The organism is Streptomyces sp. NPDC052023 (genome assembly GCF_044548465.1).
In the GTDB taxonomy this organism is placed as follows: domain Bacteria; phylum Actinomycetota; class Actinomycetes; order Streptomycetales; family Streptomycetaceae; genus Streptomyces.
In genome coordinates this window covers 56562-76031 of the sequence record NZ_JBIUBW010000015.1, presented here as the reverse complement: position 1 = coordinate 76031, position 19470 = coordinate 56562, and the positions used below count along the sequence as shown (strand labels likewise).

19 protein-coding genes and 2 pseudogenes are annotated in these 19470 nt (G+C 71.5%); 9 read left to right on the top strand and 12 right to left on the bottom strand.

The window, feature by feature from the left end; translation table 11 throughout:
* Positions 1–133: 133 nt before the first annotated feature.
* A complete protein-coding gene (locus tag ACIHCM_RS26415) occupies positions 134–1021 on the bottom strand; it encodes a LysR substrate-binding domain-containing protein (RefSeq protein ID WP_399900542.1) in 888 nt (295 codons plus the stop codon).
* 114 nt (positions 1022–1135) lie between these two features.
* Between ACIHCM_RS26415 and mgrA the strand changes: the two genes are divergently transcribed.
* A complete protein-coding gene (gene mgrA / locus ACIHCM_RS26410; RefSeq protein WP_399900539.1) occupies positions 1136–2128 on the top strand; it encodes an L-glyceraldehyde 3-phosphate reductase in 993 nt (330 codons plus the stop codon).
* 119 nt (positions 2129–2247) lie between these two features.
* On the opposite strand, the pseudogene ACIHCM_RS26405 reads toward mgrA, so the two are convergent.
* Positions 2248–2526: pseudogene (locus ACIHCM_RS26405) on the bottom strand (DUF1905 domain-containing protein); the annotation flags it as partial.
* Positions 2527–2829: 303 nt separating this feature from the next.
* Between ACIHCM_RS26405 and ACIHCM_RS26400 the strand changes: the two are divergent.
* Complete coding sequence (locus tag ACIHCM_RS26400; RefSeq protein WP_399900536.1) at positions 2830–3240, top strand: hypothetical protein; 411 nt, start codon at positions 2830–2832, stop codon at positions 3238–3240.
* 98 nt (positions 3241–3338) lie between these two features.
* Entirely contained in the window at positions 3339–5243 is a 1905-nt protein-coding gene (locus tag ACIHCM_RS26395; RefSeq protein WP_399900533.1) for a glycoside hydrolase family 5 protein, read from the top strand.
* A gap of 42 nt (positions 5244–5285) precedes the next feature.
* On the opposite strand, the gene ACIHCM_RS26390 is transcribed toward ACIHCM_RS26395, so the two are convergent.
* On the bottom strand, positions 5286–6569 hold the full coding sequence (locus ACIHCM_RS26390) for a streptophobe family protein (protein ID WP_399900530.1): 1284 nt from the start codon (positions 6567–6569) through the stop codon (positions 5286–5288).
* 283 nt (positions 6570–6852) lie between these two features.
* Here ACIHCM_RS26390 and ACIHCM_RS26385 point away from each other — a divergent pair, with 283 nt between their 5' ends.
* Positions 6853–7311, top strand: coding sequence for an ATP-binding protein (locus ACIHCM_RS26385; RefSeq protein WP_399900527.1), 459 nt, complete (start codon positions 6853–6855; stop codon positions 7309–7311).
* Between the two features lie 72 nt (positions 7312–7383).
* Here the strand turns inward: ACIHCM_RS26385 and ACIHCM_RS26380 are convergent, their stop codons facing one another.
* Positions 7384–8271 (bottom strand): RNA polymerase sigma factor SigF, encoded by an 888-nt coding sequence (locus tag ACIHCM_RS26380; protein ID WP_399900846.1) that lies wholly within the window; start codon positions 8269–8271, stop codon positions 7384–7386.
* Between the two features lie 360 nt (positions 8272–8631).
* On the opposite strand from ACIHCM_RS26380, the gene ACIHCM_RS26375 reads away from it, so the two are divergent.
* Positions 8632–9063 (top strand): helix-turn-helix domain-containing protein, encoded by a 432-nt coding sequence (locus tag ACIHCM_RS26375; RefSeq protein ID WP_399900524.1) that lies wholly within the window; start codon positions 8632–8634, stop codon positions 9061–9063.
* Positions 9064–9079: 16 nt separating this feature from the next.
* Here ACIHCM_RS26375 and ACIHCM_RS26370 read toward each other — a convergent pair whose 3' ends face one another.
* From ACIHCM_RS26370 to ACIHCM_RS26360, 3 genes are all read right to left on the bottom strand, one after another.
* Complete coding sequence (locus tag ACIHCM_RS26370) at positions 9080–9682, bottom strand: ClpP family protease (RefSeq protein ID WP_399900521.1); 603 nt, start codon at positions 9680–9682, stop codon at positions 9080–9082.
* 2 nt (positions 9683–9684) lie between these two features.
* Complete coding sequence (locus ACIHCM_RS26365) at positions 9685–10326, bottom strand: ATP-dependent Clp protease proteolytic subunit (RefSeq protein WP_399900518.1); 642 nt, start codon at positions 10324–10326, stop codon at positions 9685–9687.
* A 133-nt stretch (positions 10327–10459) separates the two neighbouring features.
* Positions 10460–11674, bottom strand: a complete 1215-nt coding sequence (locus ACIHCM_RS26360; RefSeq protein WP_399900515.1) for an epoxide hydrolase family protein — start codon at positions 11672–11674, stop codon at positions 10460–10462.
* Positions 11675–11793: 119 nt separating this feature from the next.
* Between ACIHCM_RS26360 and ACIHCM_RS26355 the strand changes: the two genes are divergently transcribed.
* Positions 11794–12276, top strand: a complete 483-nt coding sequence (locus ACIHCM_RS26355) for a VOC family protein (RefSeq protein WP_399900513.1) — start codon at positions 11794–11796, stop codon at positions 12274–12276.
* Positions 12277–12393: 117 nt separating this feature from the next.
* On the opposite strand, the pseudogene ACIHCM_RS26350 reads toward ACIHCM_RS26355, so the two are convergent.
* Both ACIHCM_RS26350 and ACIHCM_RS26345 read right to left on the bottom strand, forming a co-directional pair.
* Positions 12394–12680: pseudogene (locus ACIHCM_RS26350) on the bottom strand (phosphotransferase); the annotation flags it as partial.
* A gap of 156 nt (positions 12681–12836) precedes the next feature.
* The gene (locus ACIHCM_RS26345) at positions 12837–13739 is read right to left on the bottom strand and encodes an SGNH/GDSL hydrolase family protein (RefSeq protein WP_399900510.1); all 903 of its coding nucleotides are present in this window, start codon (positions 13737–13739) and stop codon (positions 12837–12839) included.
* A gap of 166 nt (positions 13740–13905) precedes the next feature.
* Here ACIHCM_RS26345 and ACIHCM_RS26340 point away from each other — a divergent pair, with 166 nt between their 5' ends.
* Complete coding sequence (locus ACIHCM_RS26340; protein ID WP_399900507.1) at positions 13906–15105, top strand: esterase-like activity of phytase family protein; 1200 nt, start codon at positions 13906–13908, stop codon at positions 15103–15105.
* 40 nt (positions 15106–15145) lie between these two features.
* Here ACIHCM_RS26340 and ACIHCM_RS26335 read toward each other — a convergent pair whose 3' ends face one another.
* Complete coding sequence (locus ACIHCM_RS26335) at positions 15146–16150, bottom strand: zinc-binding alcohol dehydrogenase family protein (protein WP_399900843.1); 1005 nt, start codon at positions 16148–16150, stop codon at positions 15146–15148.
* A 181-nt stretch (positions 16151–16331) separates the two neighbouring features.
* On the opposite strand from ACIHCM_RS26335, the gene ACIHCM_RS26330 reads away from it, so the two are divergent.
* Entirely contained in the window at positions 16332–17132 is an 801-nt protein-coding gene (locus ACIHCM_RS26330; RefSeq protein ID WP_399900505.1) for a VOC family protein, read from the top strand.
* Positions 17133–17168: 36 nt separating this feature from the next.
* Positions 17169–17870 carry a ribonuclease H gene (locus tag ACIHCM_RS26325; RefSeq protein WP_399900502.1) on the top strand — a complete coding sequence of 234 codons (702 nt, stop codon included), beginning with the start codon at positions 17169–17171 and terminating at the stop codon, positions 17868–17870.
* A gap of 69 nt (positions 17871–17939) precedes the next feature.
* Here ACIHCM_RS26325 and ACIHCM_RS26320 read toward each other — a convergent pair whose 3' ends face one another.
* Both ACIHCM_RS26320 and ACIHCM_RS26315 read right to left on the bottom strand, forming a co-directional pair.
* The gene (locus tag ACIHCM_RS26320; protein ID WP_399900499.1) at positions 17940–18341 is read right to left on the bottom strand and encodes a hypothetical protein; all 402 of its coding nucleotides are present in this window, start codon (positions 18339–18341) and stop codon (positions 17940–17942) included.
* A gap of 415 nt (positions 18342–18756) precedes the next feature.
* Positions 18757–19422: a CAP domain-containing protein gene (locus ACIHCM_RS26315; protein WP_399900496.1), complete on the bottom strand. Its 666-nt coding sequence runs from the start codon at positions 19420–19422 to the stop codon at positions 18757–18759.
* Between the last annotated feature and the right edge of the window lie 48 nt (positions 19423–19470).

Here is a 19470-nt window from a genome sequence, read left to right as displayed (position 1 = left end):
GCGCGGCTTGAGCTGCCGGGCCTTGGTGGGCGGGTCTCGGCCGCCGGTATTCGGCTGCCGGCCGCACCCATCGGGGCTCAGCGGCGGAGCGGCACCCGCTGCGTCTCAGTAGCCGGGTCACACCCCCTGGGCCTCAGTCGGCGGGCCTCGCGTCGAGGAGGTCCATCAGGGCGCGGGCCGCCGGGCTCGTGGCCTCCGGGGGTGGGAGCAGGGCCACCGTCTCGTAGGCCGCCTCGTCGGTGCCCTTGAGCGGCAGTGCCGTGAGGGACGGGCGCTTGTGGCGGAAGTGATGCGGTACGACGGCGATGCCCAGGTTCTCGTCCAGCAGGTCGAGCAGGCTGTGCACGTCGTTCACCTCCAGATCCACCGTCCGCCGGACACCCGCCCTGGCGAAGACGGCGTCCGTCGCGCGCCGGGGCCCCCAGTCGGGATGGAAGTCGACGAAGACCTCGCTCCCCAGCTCCTGCGGCGTGACGGCCGCGCCGGCAGCGGCGAGACGGTGCGTCGGATGACACAGGACGGTCATCGGCTCGCGCGTCAGCGCCACGGAGCGCAGCTGGTCGGTGTCCTCCGCCGTGCGCACGGCGAAGGCGAGGTCCAGGCGTCCCGCGGCCACCTCCTCCAGCAGCGCGCCCGAGCCGGCCTGCCGCAGGCAGATCTCCACATCCGGGTGCCGGTGGCGGAACGCCGCGAGCAGCCGTGCCACGTTCACCCCCGCGATGCACTGCTCGGTGCCGAGCGCGAGCATGCCGCGCAGCACGCCCTGTACCGCGGCCACCGCCTCATGCGCGGACCGCACCTGAGCCAGGATCCGCTCCGCCTCGCCCAGCAGCGCCCGCCCGGCCGGGGTGAGCGTCACCCGGCGGGTGGTCCGTACGAACAGCGGGGTCTGCAGCTCGCGCTCCAGCGCCCTGATCGAGGCCGACAGGCCGGACTGGGACACCAGGAGCCGTTCGGCCGCCCGGGTGAAGTGCTGGTCCTCGGCGACCGCGACGAAGTGCTGGAGATGGCGCAGTTCCATACTGAGAAGCTTAGTCGCTGAATTCCATCGGATTCTTCTGTTGGACCACTGCCCGCAGGTCACGACAGAGTGGAGGCACACCGATCCATCCGTGCCAACCCCTCTGGAGTCGCGTTGTACACGGCACACCCCGACCGCTATACGGACATGCCCTACCGGCGCACGGGACGCAGCGGCCTGAAGCTCCCCGCCCTGTCGCTCGGCCTGTGGCACAACTTCGGCCCCGACCGGCCGGTCCAGACCCAGCGCGCCATCCTGCGCCGTGCCTTCGACCTCGGCATCACCCACTTCGACCTCGCCAACAACTACGGGCCGCCGCCCGGCGCCGCCGAGTCCGCGTTCGGCGAGGCGCTCAAGGCGGACCTCGCGCCGTACCGTGACGAGCTGGTGATCTCCACCAAGGCGGGCTACCTGATGTGGCCCGGCCCGTACGGCGAGTGGGGCTCGCGCAAGTACATGCTGTCCTCGCTGGACCAGAGCCTGGGGCGGATGGGACTGGAGTACGTCGACATCTTCTACTCGCACCGCCCGGACCCCCAGACTCCGCTCGAGGAGACGATGGGCGCCCTGCACTCGGCGGTCCAGCAGGGCAAGGCGCTCTACGTCGGCGTCTCCAACTACTCGCCGGAGCAGACCCGCGAGGCCGCCCGCATCCTGGGCGAACTGGGCACCCCGCTCCTCATCCACCAGCCGCGCTACTCCATGCTCTACCGGCGACCGGAGGAGGAGGGCCTGCTGGACGCGCTGGACGAGCTGGCGGTCGGCTCCATCGCCTACTCGCCGCTGGACCAGGGCCTGCTCACCGGCCGCTACCTGGACGGCATCCCGGAGGACTCGCGGGCGGCGGGCGACAGCCCCTTCCTGACGTCCGACGCGCTGACCGGGGAGCTGGTGAACCGGCTGCGCGGCCTCGACGACATCGCCAAGTCGCGCGGCCAGACGCTGGCGCAGATGGCGCTCGCCTGGGTGCTGCGCGGCGGCCGGGTGACCTCGGCCCTGGTCGGGGCGAGCAGCCCGCGGCAGCTGGAGGACAGCGTCTCGGCGATCGGCAACCTCGACTTCGACGCGGACGAGCTGGCCCGCATCGACGCGCTCGCGCGGGCCTGACCCGCCGTTTCCCCACCCGTGCCCCGGAGGTGAGCCACCACCTCCGGGGCACGGGTGTCTTCGGGGCGGGACAGGCGCCCGCCCGGAGGGCGGGATCGGCGCACACCCCGCCTGTGCGCGAGCCGCTCCCGCAGACGCACCGTGACCGTGTCGCCCGCATCCTTGCCGATCGCCCGGCGCACGCCGGTCTTGACGGGCAGCTCGTGGGTGCCGTCGCCCAGCGCCATGAAAGCGCTCTGGAAAGGGTGGCCGTCAATGGTCCCGCGGACCTTGACGAGCCCACGGGTGCCGAAGAAGGCGACGGATTCGGGCCAGACGACATACGTCCATCCGCCTTTGCTCGGACTCTTGTGCAGGACGGTTCTGAATTCCTCGTCGATGTTTCCTGTTGTCTCCATGCCTGCCTCCGCCGGCCGTGATCGCTGAATGTTCACTCATCAGACCTCGTAAACAGGAAGAACTCATCGTGGAGTCTCTGACTCCGCTACGGGCCGAAGATCCGTACCGCCCGGCCTGCGATCTTCACCCGTCGCGTTCCGGCCAATACGCGCGGTGAATATGCCAGGAGACTGGCCGGAAAGGCATGGTGACAGTGGTTCAAGAGTGAAGATACTCAGACGTCAGGGACTCTTTCACCGCACAGGCGCCGCACCGAAAGCGAGGCATCACCGCTGGCGGGCAATGCGACGGGGGAGGCGAACGTGCACGACGAATTCCTGTGCCATGTAACGGCGTACGGTATCTGCGGCGGACGGCGTATCGGCGTACCTCTCGGCACCTACCGGGCGCCCACGCTGGCCCTCGCGCTGTGGTGGCTGCGGGACCGCGCCGGCTGGATCGCGGAGCGGCTCGACCCCCAGCCCGGTGAAGCGCCGTATCCGCCGCGCGCGCTCATCCCGGTCGGCGCCGGTGTGGCCGACGTGCCGGCGGTGCTGCGCGCCTGGTGCGCCGACGCGGGCGGGCAGGAACTGATCGCCGAGCAGCTGGCGGCCGGGCGGCTGGTCAGGATCGCCACGAGCGACGACACCACGGAGTACGAACTGCTCGCCGAGTCCGTCGACGCCCTGCGGATGCAGCGCACCATCCCGGCCCTCGTCGTTCCCGTGGCCTGACACGTGCCATCGCCGGCCGCCGGCCGCCGGGACTGGACCTCCGGCGCGCCGTCCATCATGATGACGCTGCCATGACAACATCGTCGGGACGGTGACCCGTGCGCGCAGCCATCGTCAGGGCCGCTCTGGCCGCCGTACTCCTGCTGCTGCCCCTGGCACACACCCCGCAGGCCGCCGCCGGGACGGAGGCGACAGCGCGGCCGAGGGCCGACGCGGACTGGACGGCCCCCCTGAGCACGCGGGGACGCTGGATCGTCGACGCCGACGGTGACCGCTTCAAGCTGCGATCCGGCAACTGGCACGGCGCCAGCGGCACCTGGAACGGCTCCGGCAGCACGGCCGACGACAGCAACCACCACGCCGGCGAGAACTCCGGCCGGATCCCGCTCGGCCTGGACCGCGCCCCCATGGCCGAGATCGTCGCCGGATTCCAGGAGATCGGCGTCAACAGCATCCGGCTGCCCTTCTCCAACGAGATGATCCACGACACCGTTCCCGTCACGGACGACGCCGTCGCCGCCAATCCGGCCCTGCGCGGCATGACCCCGCTCCAGGTGTACGACGCCGTGGTCCGCGAGCTGACCGCCGCAGGACTCGCGGTGATCCTCAACAACCACACCAACACGACCCGTTGGTGCTGCGGCGTCGATGGCAACGAACGCTGGAACGCGAGCCGGCCGACACAGACCTGGGAGAACGACTGGCTGTTCATGGCCCGCCGCTACGAGGACAACAAGCGGGTCGTCGGCGCCGACCTCTACAACGAGGTGCGCCGCGACATCTGGGACGACCCCAACTGGGGGCTCGGCGACGACCACGACTGGTTCGCCGCCTCGCAGCGCGTCGGCGACCGCATCCTGACGGAGGCCAATCCCGACCTGCTGATCGTCGTCGAGGGCATCAACTGGACCGGCATCCCCGTCGACGGCTTCCCGCACGAACGCCCCACCCTGGAGCCGCTGCGGCGGCTGTCGCACACCCTGGTCGACTCCGGCAAGCTCGTCTACTCCGCCCACTTCTACGACTACACCGGCCCGAACCACAGCGGCGCCACCGGGACGGGCGAGACCACCGACCCCCGCTACCGCGACCTGAGCCCGGCCGAGCTGATCGACGTACTGAACCGCCAGGCCTTCTTCGTCACCGCCGAGCAGGACCGGCACTTCACCGCTCCCGTCTGGATCAGCGAGTTCGGCGTCGGCGGCCGGGACGAGACCGGCGCCCGGCAGCGGGCCTGGTTCGAGAACTTCGTCGACCATCTCATCCGCACCGACGCCGACTTCGCCTACTGGCCCCTCGTCGGCTGGCACGAGAACCGCAAGGGCAACGGCTGGGCGCTGCTGCACTGGGACGCGGCGGGCCGGCGCATGGGGCTGTACGACGGCGACGACTGGCGGGCCGCCGCCTGGCGGAGGCTCGTCGGCGCCACCGGCCGCACCGGCCAGGTGGCGGCGGTGCCCGAGTGGTCCCAGCTCAGCCCCGACCACGGCGACTTCGTCCAGTCGCGGCGCATGCGCGCCCTGCCCGACTGGGACTCCGGCGCCCGCAAGGCCGCCTGCCCCGACGGCCAGCGGCTGCTGGGCCTCAGCCACACCGGCAACCGGGGCCTGTGCTCGGACGTGTCCGCCTCGTGGGTCCCGGCCGGTGGACACGAGGTGGTCCGCGACGAGCGGCACGTCACGGCGGGCAACGACTGGGCGTCCGGCTACACCAAACTCCAGTGCGCGGCCGGCCACTACCTGACCGGCTACAGCGTCCGCGGCTCCGCCGTCTCCGCCGCCCTGTGCGTGCCCGCCCCGGCGGGAGAGCCCGGCGGCGCCGGCCGCACCGTCTGGTTCGACCGCGGCGACAACCGGGGACCAGCCCCCAAGGGCGGTGACTTCGCGGTCGGCCGCTACAAGGGGCAGTGTGCGGACGACGAGTACGCCGCCGGGATCGCCTACACGGGACGCCTGGGGTCGTCGCGGACACCGGACGCCTTGTACTGCCGGAAGCTCGCGTAGGTACTACCCGGCCCTCCGTACCTTGTACTGCCGGAAGCTCACCTAGGTACTGCCCGCACCCTCGCGCCTCGTGCCGCGCCGCCGCTCCACCGCTCTGGCCAGCAGTCCGCCCAGGGCACCGGTCACCAGCCCCCACAGCAGGGCGAGCCCCAGCGCACCCCAGATACGCGGCCTCAGGAACAGCTCTCCGGCGAGGTCGCCGCCCAGGTCGCCGATGCCGAGCACGGACAGGCCGTAGGAGGCGGAGACGCGGCCGACCAGGCAGATCATGAGCACGGTGAGTGCCAGCGCGACGGCCATGCGTACGGCGTGCTGCCACAGCGGCACCCGGGCCGGGGTGCGGGCTGCCATCACGAGGGCGGCCGCGAGCACCAGCACCACCGCCGCGACCACGAGCCACCACACCCGGTCGTCGTGTTCGGAAAGAGTGCCGACGTTCAGGGCCTGGACGTCCTCGGACCGCAGCACCTGGTCGAGCACAGGGGGCATCGGCAGGCTGAACGGCCCCTCCACCCGGCCGTCCCAGGTGGCGCCCATGCCCAGGGTGAGCCCGAGCCACGCGAGGTTCGGCAGCCCGAGCAGCAGCGTCGCGAAGGTCTCGGCGGGATGCCCACGGGTCCCCGCCGCGATCAGACCGATGACCAGGCCCAGTGCGACAGAGACGAGCAGCAGGGCCACCATGGCGTACGCGGCCGGACGCGCGGCCTCCCGGAAACGCCGCAGCGGGTCGCGCAAGGGGGCGCCACCTGCGGCCAGCAGGGCCAGTACGAGCACACCCGCCAGCCACAGCAGCCCGAAGAGCAGGGACAGCGGCACGTCCGTCGCGAAGCCGACCTCGGGTGTGAGACCGAACAGATCGCCGATGTCGCCGATCGCGCCCTCGCCGAGCGAGATCCGGAACGTCTGCCGAGCCCCGAGGGCAAGACCGAGAAGCCCCAGCAGCCACAGGACGGCCACCTTCACGGCCCACGCGCCCAGTTCCCCGGCACCCGCCGGCGCCCGGCGCCGCAGTGGCCGGAGGAAACCCGCGGCGATCACCAGGGCGCCGGCCAGCGTCACGGACAACGGGATCACGGTCAGCCCCGCCGTCGTCTCGGCCAGGCCTCCGGCACCTCCCGAGAACTCGACAGCCCCGCCCGCCGCGGTGACGACGGTCGCCGCGACCACCCGCGGAAACGCACCGTCCGGCAGCTGAGCCGCTCCCGCCGCCCACAGACCCAGTGCGGCCGTGACCCCCATGGCGACCAGCCCGGCCAGCACCACGAGAAGGGCCTGCACCCAGCCGGGGCGGGCCGGTGCCTGACCGGAGGTGGTTCGGGCGCTCACGCTGTCACGCTAAGCAGCGCGGGCACCGGGCGCGCGCCGGGAGGTCCGTCCGCGTCGGCGTGGGAGAAAAGTCGGAAACGTCACGATCTGCGGCTTACATCCCGCGCTTCCTCACGTCGCCGGCGGTGCGAAGCGTTCGTCCTGCGCGTACACGACCCCCTGAATGGCCCGCAAACGCTCCGGCTGTGTGACGTCTCCGGCACTATGGACTGGGGCGCCCGGCTCGGGGTACGAGGACTGGTGCAGCAGCGTCCGGCACGGCCGGCTTCGGAGAGAGACACGAATGATCGAGCACGGGGACGGGGCCGTCGTACCGACTGGTTTCGACGTGCCCGTGGAACCACTACGGCGGGCGGCGCACTACACGGGCGAGCCGGGGTGCATCGCCGAGGCGCGATCCCTCGCCGCCCTCTTCCTCGGCCAGCTCAGGACCGAGTGGTGTGCCGAGATCGACGACCGCGTCGAGGGAGCGGTGCTCCTCGTGGTGAGCGAACTGGTCACCAACGCGGACCGGCACAGCAACGGGCCGTACATCCTGGAGCTGGAGGGGACGGACAGCGCCCTGGCGGTGTCCGTGTACGACAGCAGTGCTGCCCTGCCCAGGCGGTTCCCGCGTGACCCGGCCCGTATCGGCCGGCACGGTCTGGAGATCGTGCACGCCCTAGCGGCCGAGGTGACCGTCGAGCGGGTGCCGGTGGGCAAGCGAGTGCGTGCGGTGGTGTCGCTGGAGGACACGGAGTGAGTCCCTGACGCGTGGCCAGGGACTCACCTACGGTCCGTATTCTTCTGGCCGGCCCGCGGTCGGGCTGCCCCGTCAGGCGCAGCCCAGCTCCCCGAGCATGCCGCGGCGGAGCCGCACGATGATCCGCTTGAGCAGCCGGGACACATGCATCTGGGAGCAACCGAGCCGCTCGCCGATCTCGGCCTGGGTGGCCTCCTCGACGAACCTCAGATGCAGGATCTGCCGGTCACGCTCGTCGAGTTCGGCCATCAGCGGGGCGAGTGACTGGAAGTCCTCGACGAGCCGCAGGCCCTGTTCCTCGACGCCGATGAAGTCGGCGAGGACGGACTCACCGTTCTCGGGGCCGTCGCCGGTGAGGGCGGCGTCCAGGGAGGCGGAGTTGTAGCCGTTCGCGGCGATCTGTGCCTCGACGACCTCCTTCTCCGAGATGTTCATCAGCGTGGCGAGCTCGGCCACCGTGGGGTCCCGGTCCAGCCGGCTGGCCAGTTCCTCGCGGGCCTTGGCGAGTTCGACACGGAGTTCCTGAAGGCGGCGGGGGACGTGCACGGCCCAGGTGGTGTCGCGGAAGAACCGCTTGATCTCACCGACGATGTACGGCAGCGCGAACGAGGTGAACTCGACCTCGCGGGAGAGTTCGAACCGGTCGATGGCCTTGATCAGGCCGATCATCCCGGTCTGGACGATGTCCTCCATGTCGTCCCCGCGGTTGCGGAACCGGCCCGCGGCGAAGCGCACCAACGACATGTTCATCTCGATCAGGGTGTTGCGCGCGTACTGGTACTCGTGCGTGCCCTCTTCGAGTTCGGTCAGCCGCGCGAAGAACTGGCGGGACAGCTCGCGCGCGTCGCGTGGAGCCACGGTACGAGGGTCCACGACTTCCGGTGTCGACCCCTCACCCGTCCTGGCCACGGGGCTGTCCTTGACGGCCTGTGCCTCCGGCCCGGTCACGGCGGTGTCCATTACCTCTCCCACGAAAGTCATGGTGCGACGTCTGCCTCTTCGGCTTCTGTTGTTCTCGGTGGTACGCGTTGTCATGCCCCGGTAAGTATCCGGAACCCGACGACGTACTCGTGCGTGTACCCGGGCTTTCCCCTCGCATGCCTGTCGATTTCGGGCCGGTCCGAACCGGGCACGCGGGCCTGGGACTCGGGCCGGTGGGACGTCTTCGCCGGAGCGGTGCCGGGCCGCCGGCGCCGGGCGGCGGGTGTCAACTCCTCCCGCGGGGACCCACGTTTACCGTTCCGGGGTGTTTCGTCCGATTCCACCGAGGGCGGAACGCCACGGGCTTCCGCTGACGGGCCGCGAACCTAGGCTGGAGTGGTGAGCAACCAAGCGCCGAACAAGCAGACGACGCCGAACGAGGGCCTCGTGATCCCGCTGCGTCCGCAGCCAAGTTCCGGGGGTGCTCGCCCCGCAGCCGGAGCGCGGCCCGGACCCCCGGCCCGTCCGGCAGTCAAGGAGCCGCTCTGGCGTGACCTCGTCGGTGAGGTGCTGCGGCGTGAGCGGCTGGCGCAGGAACGGACATTGAAGGACGTCGCCGACGCCGCCCGGATCTCGATGCCGTATCTGTCGGAGGTGGAGCGCGGCCGCAAGGAGGCATCCTCGGAGGTGCTCGCCGCCGCCGCCCAGGCCCTCGGGCTCGGCCTGGGCGATCTGCTGACGCGGGCGCACAGCGACCTCACCCGGCACACGCACGCGCGCGGCCGTGCCACGTCCGCCGCGCCCCACAACGGCCTCTGCCTGGCCGCCTGACGCCGACGCGGCTGCCTCAGACCGCCACCAGGCGCCGGCTCAGCACCTCGTCGGCCAGCCCGTACGCCACCGCCTCCGGCGCGGTGAACACCTTGTCGCGGTCCATGTCGGCGCGCAGAGTCGCGAGGTCGTGGCAGGTGTGCCGGGCCAGCACCTCCTCGACCTGGGAGCGGATCCGGACCATCTCCTTGGCCTGGAGGGCCAGATCGGACACCGTGCCCTGCCGGCCGCCGCTGGCCGGCTGCCCGAGCAGCACCCGCGCGTGCTCCAGGACGAACCGCCGCCCCGGATCCCCGCCGGCCAGCAGCACCGCCGCCGTGGAGGCCGCCTGCCCCACGCAGAACGTCGAGATCGGCGCCTGTACGAACGTCATCGTGTCGTAGATCGCCATCAGTGAGGTGAACGATCCGCCGGGGGAGTTGATGTAGATAGCGATCTCGTTCTCCGGCGCCGCCGACTCGAGGTGCAGCAGCTGAGCGATGACGACGTTGGCCACACCGTCGTCGATCTCGGTGCCGAGGAAGATGATCCGCTCCGACAGCAGCCGGCTGAACACGTCGTACGACCGCTCGCCCTGCGGGGTGCGCTCGACCACGTTCGGAATCGTGTACGTCCCCATGGCTACAGCCCCATCCGTCGCCGTGCGCCTGCCGGGCGGATGTCGGTGAACGACTCCACGACCCGGTCCACGAGGCCGTACTCCCTGGCCTGCTCGGCCGTGAACCAGCGGTCCCGGTCACCGTCCCGGGAGATGGTCTCCGGGCTCTGCCCGGTGTGCTCCGCGGTGATCTGCTCGATGGTCCGCTTGGTGAACTCCAGGTTGTCCGCCTGGATCTCGATGTCGGCGGTGGTGCCGCCGATACCGGCGGACGGCTGGTGCATCATGATGCGCGCGTTCGGCAGCGCGAACCGCTTGCCGGAGGTGCCCACGCTGAGCAGGAACTGCCCCATGCTGGCGGCGAACCCCATCGCGAGGGTGGAGACGTCGTTGGGGATCAGCCGCATGGTGTCGTAGATGGCGAGTCCTGCGTGCACCGAGCCGCCGGGGCTGTTGATGAACAGGCTGATGTCGGTGCGCGGGTCCTCCGCCGACAGGATCAGCAGCTGCGTGCAGACCCGGTTGGCGGAGACCTCGTCGACCTGGGTGCCCAGCAGGACGATCCGCTGCCCGAGCAACTGGGCGGCCAGGTGGTCGTCGAACCGGGTGGGCGGGGTGTCGCCCTCCTCGGCACGGGGCGGCAGCAGGGCGGTGCGTGCAGACATGTGCGCTCCTCGGGTCGGGGAGTGGAAGCGGGTGGTGCGCTCTCCACTCTCGGCCCCCGGCCCCGCGCCTGGCGGACTTCTCTGCCCGCCGCAGATTCGCCGAGGGCAGAGCCGCCGCTGCCGGCGGCGCCGGTCATCGGTCCCGCTGCTCGCGCAACTGCCGGAAGAACGCCCGGATGTCGCCCACCAGCAGGTCCGGCTCCTCCATCGCCGCGAAGTGCCCGCCCCGGTCGAACGTCGTCCAGCGCACGATGTTGTCGGTGCGGGCCGCCCGGTGGCGCAGCGGGATCTGGATCTCGGCCGGGAACAGGGCGACGGCGGTCGGCGCGGTCGACGGCTCACGCGGCTCGGCCCTGCGTGCCCCGGTGTGCGCATGCGCCCGCTCGTAATAGATCCGGGCCGACGAACCGGCCGTCCCGGTCAGCCAGTACAGCATCACGTCGGTGAGCATCCGGTCCCGGTCGACGGCCTCCTCCGGCAGCTCCTCCGAGTCCGTCCACTCCCGGAACTTCTCGACGATCCAGGCGAGCTGACCGACGGGCGAGTCGGTCAGCGCGTACGACAGGGTCTGCGGCCGGGTGGACTGCAGTGCGGCGTACCCGGTCCCCTCCCGCGACCACGCGTTCCACCGGTGCCAGGAGGTGAGCGTCCGCTCCCGCTCCTCGGCGCTCAGCCCCGCCAGCTCCTCACCGGTCGGCTCGGTGGCCGCCTGCGCGCCGGGCAGCAGGTTCAGGTGCACGCCGATCACCCGGCCGGGATGAGCTCGGCCCAGTTCGCGGGAGATGGCCGCCCCCCAGTCGCCGCCCTGCGCCCCGAACCGCTCGTAGCCGAGCCGGCTCATCAGCTCGGCCCAGGCGTCGGCCACCCGCCCCGCCTCCCAGCCGGTGTCCCGGGTCGGCCCGGACAGCCCGAAGCCGGGGATGCCCGGCAGTACGACGTGGAACGCGTCGGCCGGATCCCCGCCGTGTGCGGCCGGGTCGGTCAACGGTTCCACCACGTCCCGGAACTCCACGATCGAGCCGGGCCAGCCGTGCGTCACGATCAGCGGGGTGGCGTCCGGCTCGGGGGAGCGGACGTGCGCGAAGTGGACGTTCGCCCCGTCGATCGTGGTCGTGAACTGCGGCCATTCGTTGAGCTGCGCCTCGGCCGCACGCCAGTCGTAGGTGTTCCGCCAGTACCGCACGAGCTCGCGCAGATAGTCGCCGGGCACGCCGTACGCCCAGCCAACGCCGGGCAGCTCCTCGGGCCACCGGGTGCGGTCGAGTCGGTCGTACAGGTCGTCGAGGTCGCTCTGCGGGATGTCGAGCCGGAAGGGCCGGATGCCGTCGGCGGGCGGTGGCGTCGTCATGGTCGCGATGCTAGTTCCGCGTCCGTCACCTCCGCGGGATGAATGCCGGACGCGGCCGATGAGTTTCGCGGGCCGCGCGGGTCGATACGGATGACCGCTTCGCCGCACAGGAGGTGCCCATGGCCACCGACGGATTCACCACGTGCCTCTGGTTCGAGGACCAGGCCGAGGAAGCCGCACACCACTACGTCTCGATCTTCAAGAACTCCCGCATCGGTAGGCTCGCCCGCTACGGCGAGGGAGCCTTCCAGCCCGCGGGCTCGGTGATGACCGTGGAGTTCACGGCAAACGGCCAGAAGTTCGTCGCGCTCAACGGCGGACCGCAGTTCAAGTTCAACGAGGCGGTCTCCTTCCAGATCTTCTGCGCGGACCAGCAGGAGGTCGACCACTACTGGGCCAAGCTCACCGAGGGTGGCGGCGAGCCCGGACCCTGCGGCTGGCTGAAGGACAAGTACGGCGTGTCCTGGCAGGTCGTCCCGGAAGGCCTGGTCGAGCTGGTCACCGACCCGGATCCGGAGAAGGCCGCCCGCGCCACCCGGGCGATGATGTCGATGGGGAAGCTCGACATCGCCGCCCTGCGCAAGGCCCACGCGGGCGAGTGACCCACCGCAGGGGAGGGGCCCGCCACCACGCCCACCCGGCGCGGCGGGCCCCCTGCCGGAGCGCGTACGGCCCGGCCGCGCGAGCGGTGCCCGCCCGTGACCGCCAGAAGCCTGCCCTCACCCCCGCTCGGCCAGAACCTCCCCGATGACGTGCCGTGAGCTGGCGGCGAGCAAGGGATTGGTGTCGCAGTAGTACGGCAGCTGGATCAGCGAGAGGGACAGTGCCCAGCCACGCCCGCGCGCCCATTCGGCGGCGTCGGCGCCCAGGGCCCGGCGGAAGGTCCCCGCGCCCCCGCCGCCGGCGGGTTCCAGGCCACGATCAGATCGGCGGCCGGATCCCCCACCCCCACCAGACCGAAGTCGCTCACGCCGCTGAGCCGACCCTCGCGGACCAGCGCGTTGCCGGACCGTGGCCCCAGGCGCCGCGGCAGCCGCACCACCAGGTCGCGCCGCCCAGCCGGAACATCGCGTTCCCGGTCCCGGACGGCTCCAGCCGGCGCACGGGCGACGTCGCACGCCGTGTCGAACGATTTTCGGGCAGGCGGCCGCAGGGAGCGACCTCAGGGGGACCGGACCGCCTCACCGATCACCCGAGTGATCTCCCGCGCGATCCGCAGGATCCCCGGCGAGCGCACCGGGCACGGCCTCGGGGTGGATGTCGTGGGCGCCAGACAGAAGTGCAGGTAGTCGTCGTCGCGGTGGAGCGCGGTGCGGTCGCCGGCGGGCTGGGTGCAGTAGTCGGGGTGTGCCCGCTCGTAGGCGGTGCAGGGCAGGTACTGGGTCCAGGTGTAGCGGGCGCCGGCGGGGCTCACCGCACCGCCGGCGTCGGCCACCAGGTCACCGGCCGCCTTGGCGCGATCCTCGTACACGGCGTTCACGCGCCGCACCCGGTCGGGAGTCATCGGGTCCGGGCCCTGCAGCACCCAGACGATCCGCGGCCGCCGGTCACGGCCGGCCGCGTCGATCTGCTCGGCGAGTCGCCGTGCGTCGGCGGCGTACCGCTCCAGGTAGCGGTCACGGGAGGCGTCGTAGCTGATGCCGTCCATGCACGGCGTGTAGTCCCAGGCGTTCCCCCAGAACTGCAGGACCACGAAGTCCGGCCGCACCGACCGCACCAGGGCCGCCGCCTTGTCCGGATCCGGCACGAGGGACCGCATCCCCGTGCCCTCCAGGTAGTCGCACAACGTGGTGCCGGAGTAGGGAGCGCTCGTGTACCGCGCCCGCAGGTCCCGGCGGAGTTCCTCGCCGAGGACCTTCTGGTTCTCCATCGCCAGTGAGTCGCCGAGGTACAGCACCGTGGGAGCGCGTACGGGGACGCCTGGCGCACGCTGCTGGGTGGTGGCCGGTGTCTCGGGCACGGCAGGCGCGGGCGGAGCGGTCTCCGGCCCGGACGCGGGATCCCCGCAGGCGCCGAGCAGCACGGCACCGGCCAGCAGTACCCCGACCATCCACGGCCTGCCCATACGGCAACTCCCGCCCCGCCTCCGACAAGGCCACCCAGGCAAGCACAGCCCGGCGGCCGGCGGAAGACACCAGCCGGACAGCAGAGGGGCCGGTGACCGCACGCGTGTCCGGTTTCGTCTTCCCGCGTTGGCGTGCCGGTCATACGGTGTCCCTACGGTGCCCGCCATGAGAAGACCTTCGATCTTGCTCAGCGCCGCCCTGCTGACCGTGGCGCTGGCCTCTCCCGCGGCGGCCGGGAACGACTGCGCCGACGGCGACTTCGGGCGGGCCACCCTCACCGGCTTCGCCTCGCTGCCGGCCGAGACCTTCGTCCCGGGCAGCGAACCGTCCGGCGCGCTGATCGGCACCGGCCCGTTCAACGGCATCGCGGCACCCTTCGCCGGCCAGCCCGTCCAGGGCTTCAGCGGCATCGTCGACCGCCACGACGGCACCTTCGATGCGCTGTCCGACAACGGCTACGGCAACAAGGCCAACAGCGCCGACTATCTGCTGCGCGTGCACCGCATCGAGCCGGACGTGAGGACCGGCGAGGTACGGGTGCTCGGCGGGTTCGACCTGAGCGACCCCTACCGCAAGGTGCCGTTTCCGCTCACCCGCGCCGACCGGGTGCTGACCGGCGCCGACTTCGACGTCGAGTCGATCGTGCGGGTCGCCGACGGCACGTACTGGACGGGCGACGAGTTCGGCCCGTTCCTGCTGCACTTCGACGCCCGGGGACGACTCCTCGAAGCGCCCATCGCGCTGGACGGCGTCCGGGCGCCGGAGAACCCCTTCCTCGACGGTGACCGGCCGACCCTCGCGGGCAGCAAGGGCTTCGAGGGTCTGGCCCGATCCGTCGACGGCCGGCGCCTCTACCCGCTGCTGGAGGGCACGGTGACCGGCGACACGCCTGGTGACCTGCGGTTCAGCGAGTTCGATCTGCGGAAGCGGGCGTACACGGGCAAGCGGTTCGTCTACCGCCTGGAGTCGACCGCGAACGCCATCGGCGATGCCGTCGCCGTCGACAGGCACCGCTTCCTGGTCATCGAGCGCGACGGGGGCCAGGGCGACGAGGCCCGGTTCAAGCGGATCTACCTCGCCGACACCCGTGACCGGGACCGCGACGGCGTGCTGGACAAGACCCTGGTCGCCGATCTGCTGGACATCGCCGATCCCAAGGGGCTGGGGGGCTTCGGCGAGACCTTCCGGTTCCCGTTCACCACGATCGAGGACGTCGTCCTGCTCGACGACCGGACGCTGGCCGTGCTGAACGACAACAACTTCCCGTTCTCCTCCGGCCGCACGCCGGGCAACGCGGACGACAACGAGTTCATCACCATCCGCCTGACGGACCGCCTGCACGCCGACCGGCGCGCGCTGCGCTGACGTACGCCCGGACCTAGACCGGCCGCCCCGTGCGGCCGGTCTACCACTCGTTCACCAGCACCGCCGCCCCCTCGAACCGCTCCGCCTTGAGATCCGCCAGCGCCTGGTCCGCGCGCGCCATGGGATAGACGTGCGTCCGCGCCCGCACCCCGTGCCGTGCGGCGAGCGCCAGGAACTCGCGGGCGTCCTTACGCGTGTTGGAGGTGACGCTGCGCACCTCCTTCTCGTAGAACAGGTCGGTCTCGTAGCGCAGTGGCGGGATGTCCGTCAGGTGGATGCCGGCGATGGACAGCACCCCGCCCCGGTCCAGCGCCCGCAGCGCCACCGGGACCAGCTCCCCGACGGGGGCGAAGAGGATCGCGCTGTCCAGCGGCTCCGGTGGCGGCTCGCGCACGTCCCGCGCCGAGGCCGCCCCCAGCTCCAGTGCCAGCCGCCGCGCCCCCGCGCCCCGGGTCAGGACATGCACCCGGGCGCCCTCGGCGAGCGCGAGCTGCGCGCACAGATGGGCACTGCCCCCGAAGCCGTACAGACCGAGCCGTCCACCCGGCGGCAGCGAGGCGCGCCGCAGGGCGCGGTGGCCGATGATGCCGGCGCACAGCAGCGGTGCCGCCGCCACGTCGTCGAGGCCGGGCGGCAGCCGGTGCGCGAACGCCGCCGGCACGGTCGTGTACCCGGCGTATCCGCCGTCGGCGTCCCAGCCCGTGTACCGCGAGGCCGGGCAGAGGTTCTCGGCGCCGCGCACGCAGCAGGCGCAGCTGCCGTCGGTGTGCCGCAGCCACGCCACGCCCACCCGGTCCCCGGCCGCGAAGCCCCGCACCCCCGACCCGGACCCCGCCACCACACCGACCACCTCGTGCCCCGGCACGACCCCCGGCCGGTGGACGGGCAGGTCCCCCTCGGCGACATGCAGATCGGTACGGCACACCCCGCACGCCCGCACCCGCACGAGCAACTCGTCGTCGCCGGGCAGCGGCACCGGCCTGTCCACCGGTCGCAGGCCGCCCCGCTCCACCGGGCCCGGCTCCACCACCGACCAGGCCCGCATCGTCGCGTCCGCCTCCGTCATGACACGCTCCGATCCCCGAAGGAGCCCCGCCTCCGCCGTATCCGTCCCCGTCCGCCCCCCTTCCAGTCTGGGACGAAAGGGAGCGTTCGGCGCGCAGGCGGCCTTCCCGATGACTAGCGTGAGGAATCGGAAAAATCCACCGATCGGAAGGTGCGCAGTCATGGCCGGGAAACCAGAGGGAACCCCCATCTGGGCCGACGCGATGTTCAGCGACGTCGAGGGAGCCAAGACCTTCTACGGCGACGTCCTCGGCTGGACGTTCGGCGAGGCGACGTCGGAGTTCGGCAACTACACGCAGGCCTACTCGGAGGGAAAGGCGGTCGCCGCCGTCGTACCGCCGGTACCGGGCCAGGAGGGACAGTCGCAGTGGTGTCTGTACTTCGCGTCGCCGGACGCCGCCGCGACCGCCGGCCGGATCCGGGAGAACGGCGGCCAGGTGCTGATGGACCCGATGCAGGTCGAAGACTTCGGCAGCATGTGCCTGGCCACCGATCCCAGCGGGGTCGTCTTCGGTGTCTGGCAGCCGGGCACGCACCAGGGGTTCGAGGCACCCATGGACCAGCCGGGCGCCTACTGCTGGGCGGAGGTCTTCACCCGCGAGCCCGAGAAGTCGGACCCCTTCTTCTCCGCCGTCTTCCCTTACACGGCGCAGCAGATGGAGGACGACGGCGTCGACTTCCGGATCTTCAACCTGCGGGGCAACCCCGTCCTCGGGCGGATGAAGATGACCGACGAGTTCCCGCCCGACGTCCCGCACTACATCAACGTCTACTTCACGGTCGCCGACTGCGACGACGCCGTCGCCCGGGCCACCAAGCTCGGCGGTGTGCTGCGGTTCGGGCCGACGGACAGCCCGTTCGGGCGGTTCGCCGCCCTCAGCGACCCGCAGGGCGCGAACTTCTCGGTGATCGACCCCACGACGACCGTGGGGGAGATGCCGGAGCTGAGTGACGCTTCCTGACCGGCCGCGCGATCAGGGGCCCGGCCCGCTCATGGCATGATCGGACACATGCGTGAACGAGTGGTGGCCGCCTGCGACGGGGCGTCCAAGGGAAACCCCGGACCGGCGGGCTGGGCCTGGGTCGTGGCCGACGAGGGCGAGACGCCCAGCCGCTGGGAGGCGGGGCCGCTGGGCAGGGCCACCAACAACGTCGCCGAACTCACCGCGCTGGAGCGCCTGCTGACGGCGACGGACCCGGACGTGCCGCTGGAGATCCGGATGGACTCGCAGTACGCCATGAAGGCCGTCACCACCTGGCTGCCCGGCTGGAAGCGCAACGGCTGGAAGACCTCCGCGGGCAAGCCGGTCGCCAACCAGGACCTGGTGGTGCGCATCGACGAACTCCTCGACGGCCGCGCCGTGGAGTTCCGCTACGTTCCCGCCCACCAGGCCGACGGCGATCCGCTGAACGACTTCGCCGACCGCGCCGCGAGCCAGGCCGCCTCCGCGCAGCAGCCCGCGGGCAGTGGTCTCGGCTCACCGCAGCCGCCGCCCTCGCCGGACACTCCGCCGACGGCCCCGCGCCGCAGGGCGGCCGCGGCCAAGACGACTCGCGCGAGCGGTGGTTCCGCCCGAACGATCAAGGCGAAGTTCCCCGGCCGCTGTGTCTGCGGCCGCGCCTACGCGGCGGGCGACCAGATCGCCAAGAATCCGGAAGGCTGGGGTCACCCCGAGTGCCGGAGCGGCAACTCGGGGTGACGGTCCCCCATGTGGCGACGCGCGGCTCCGGAGGGGAGTCGCGCATCGCGTAGGGAGCGCTAACGACTGTCAGTGGCCGCCACCGCCGCCACCGCCGTGACCGCCGCCACCGCCGTGACCGCCGCCACCGCCGTGACCGCCGCCACCGTCGTGACCGCCGTCACCGTCGTGACCGCCGTCACCGTCGTGGCCGCCACCGTAGCCATTGCCGTCGCCGTGATCGCCGTTGCCCCAGCCGTTGCCGTTGCCCCAGTCGTCGTCATCGTCGTCGTAATCGCCGTAGTGGCCGTTGCCCCAGTCGTCGTCATCGTCGTCGTCGTCCCACGAGTCGTTGTCGTAGGAGTTGCTGTAGCTGTGCCCGGTCGTGACATCGGCCGAAGCCGTGCCCGCTGCGCCGATCGCTGCGCCGCCGGCCATCAGGACGCTGGTGGCAGACGCCGCGATGAGACGCCTCGCGCGAAGTGATCGCATGGTTGTACCTTTCCTTCCATCGTCTCGCGCAGTACGCAGCGCGAGATGGATGGCCGCACCCGCAGCTGATGGAGCGAGCGGCGCGGTCATGGGCGTCGCCGCAAGAATGAAGAAGCACCTCTCGGCCGCCGGCGCCGGTTTGTCAGCTTCCGCCCTGCCGGGCGGGCGGCGCTACGGTCGCGGTCCTCGTTGTGCAGGAACCATGCCGACCGGGGTGTGCCCCGGTTTGCGGCTTTCATTACTAGACGTTAGTCCCGCGCGCGTAACGCGGCATCTTGAAGCGGGCCATTTTTCGAAATAGTCGAAACTGGCTGCATATCCGTGCAAACGCCCGCATCGGACCGCATGGGGAAGGGGGGCGTCAGCACGCCGCTGCCGCCCCAGGAGCCGGTCCTGAGGCGGCAGCGGTCGGGCATCAGCGGGCGGTGCCGAAGTCCTGCGTCCAGTAGTTGCCGGGCTGTGCGAGCCCGACGCCTATCTCCTTGAAGGTGCAGTTCAGAATGTTCTTCTTGTGGCCGGGGCTGGCCATCCAGCCCGCCATGACCTGCTCGGGGGAGCTGTATCCATATGCGACGTTCTCGCCGTAGGTCTGCCAGATGTAGCCGGCCTTCGTGATCCGCTGGCCGGGGTCCGAGCCGTCGGAGCCGGTGTGCGACATGTTCCGGTGGCCGGCCATGTCGGCGCTGTGGTCCTGGGCGGCCTTCGTGAGCTTCGCGTTCAGCTTCACTGCGGAGCAACCGGCCTTGCTGCGCTCGCTGTTCACCAGGGTCACGACGCGCTTGACGGCGGTGGACGCCGAGGCCGGTGCGGTGGAGTCGCCCGGCGGCGTCGCGGCGGGAGCGCCGCTCTCCGGCGCTGCCGGCGTCTGCGGTGCCGTGTTGCCCGGAGGGACGGTGTTCTGCTGCGGATGGGATGCGTTCATCCAGTTGTGCCATTGGCCGTAGGGCCTGGGGGCCTCACTTGCCTCGGCGCTGCCGTCGTTCAGGCAGGCCATGGCGGCCGACGGTACTGCCAGCGCAGTGAGGGCGACGGCGGCGACGGCTATGTGCCGATGGCGCGTCTTCCTGCGGTGCTTCCTCATGGGACCTCGCTCGGTCGTCGCGGGTCGCCTCCGGGCAAGGCACGGCGT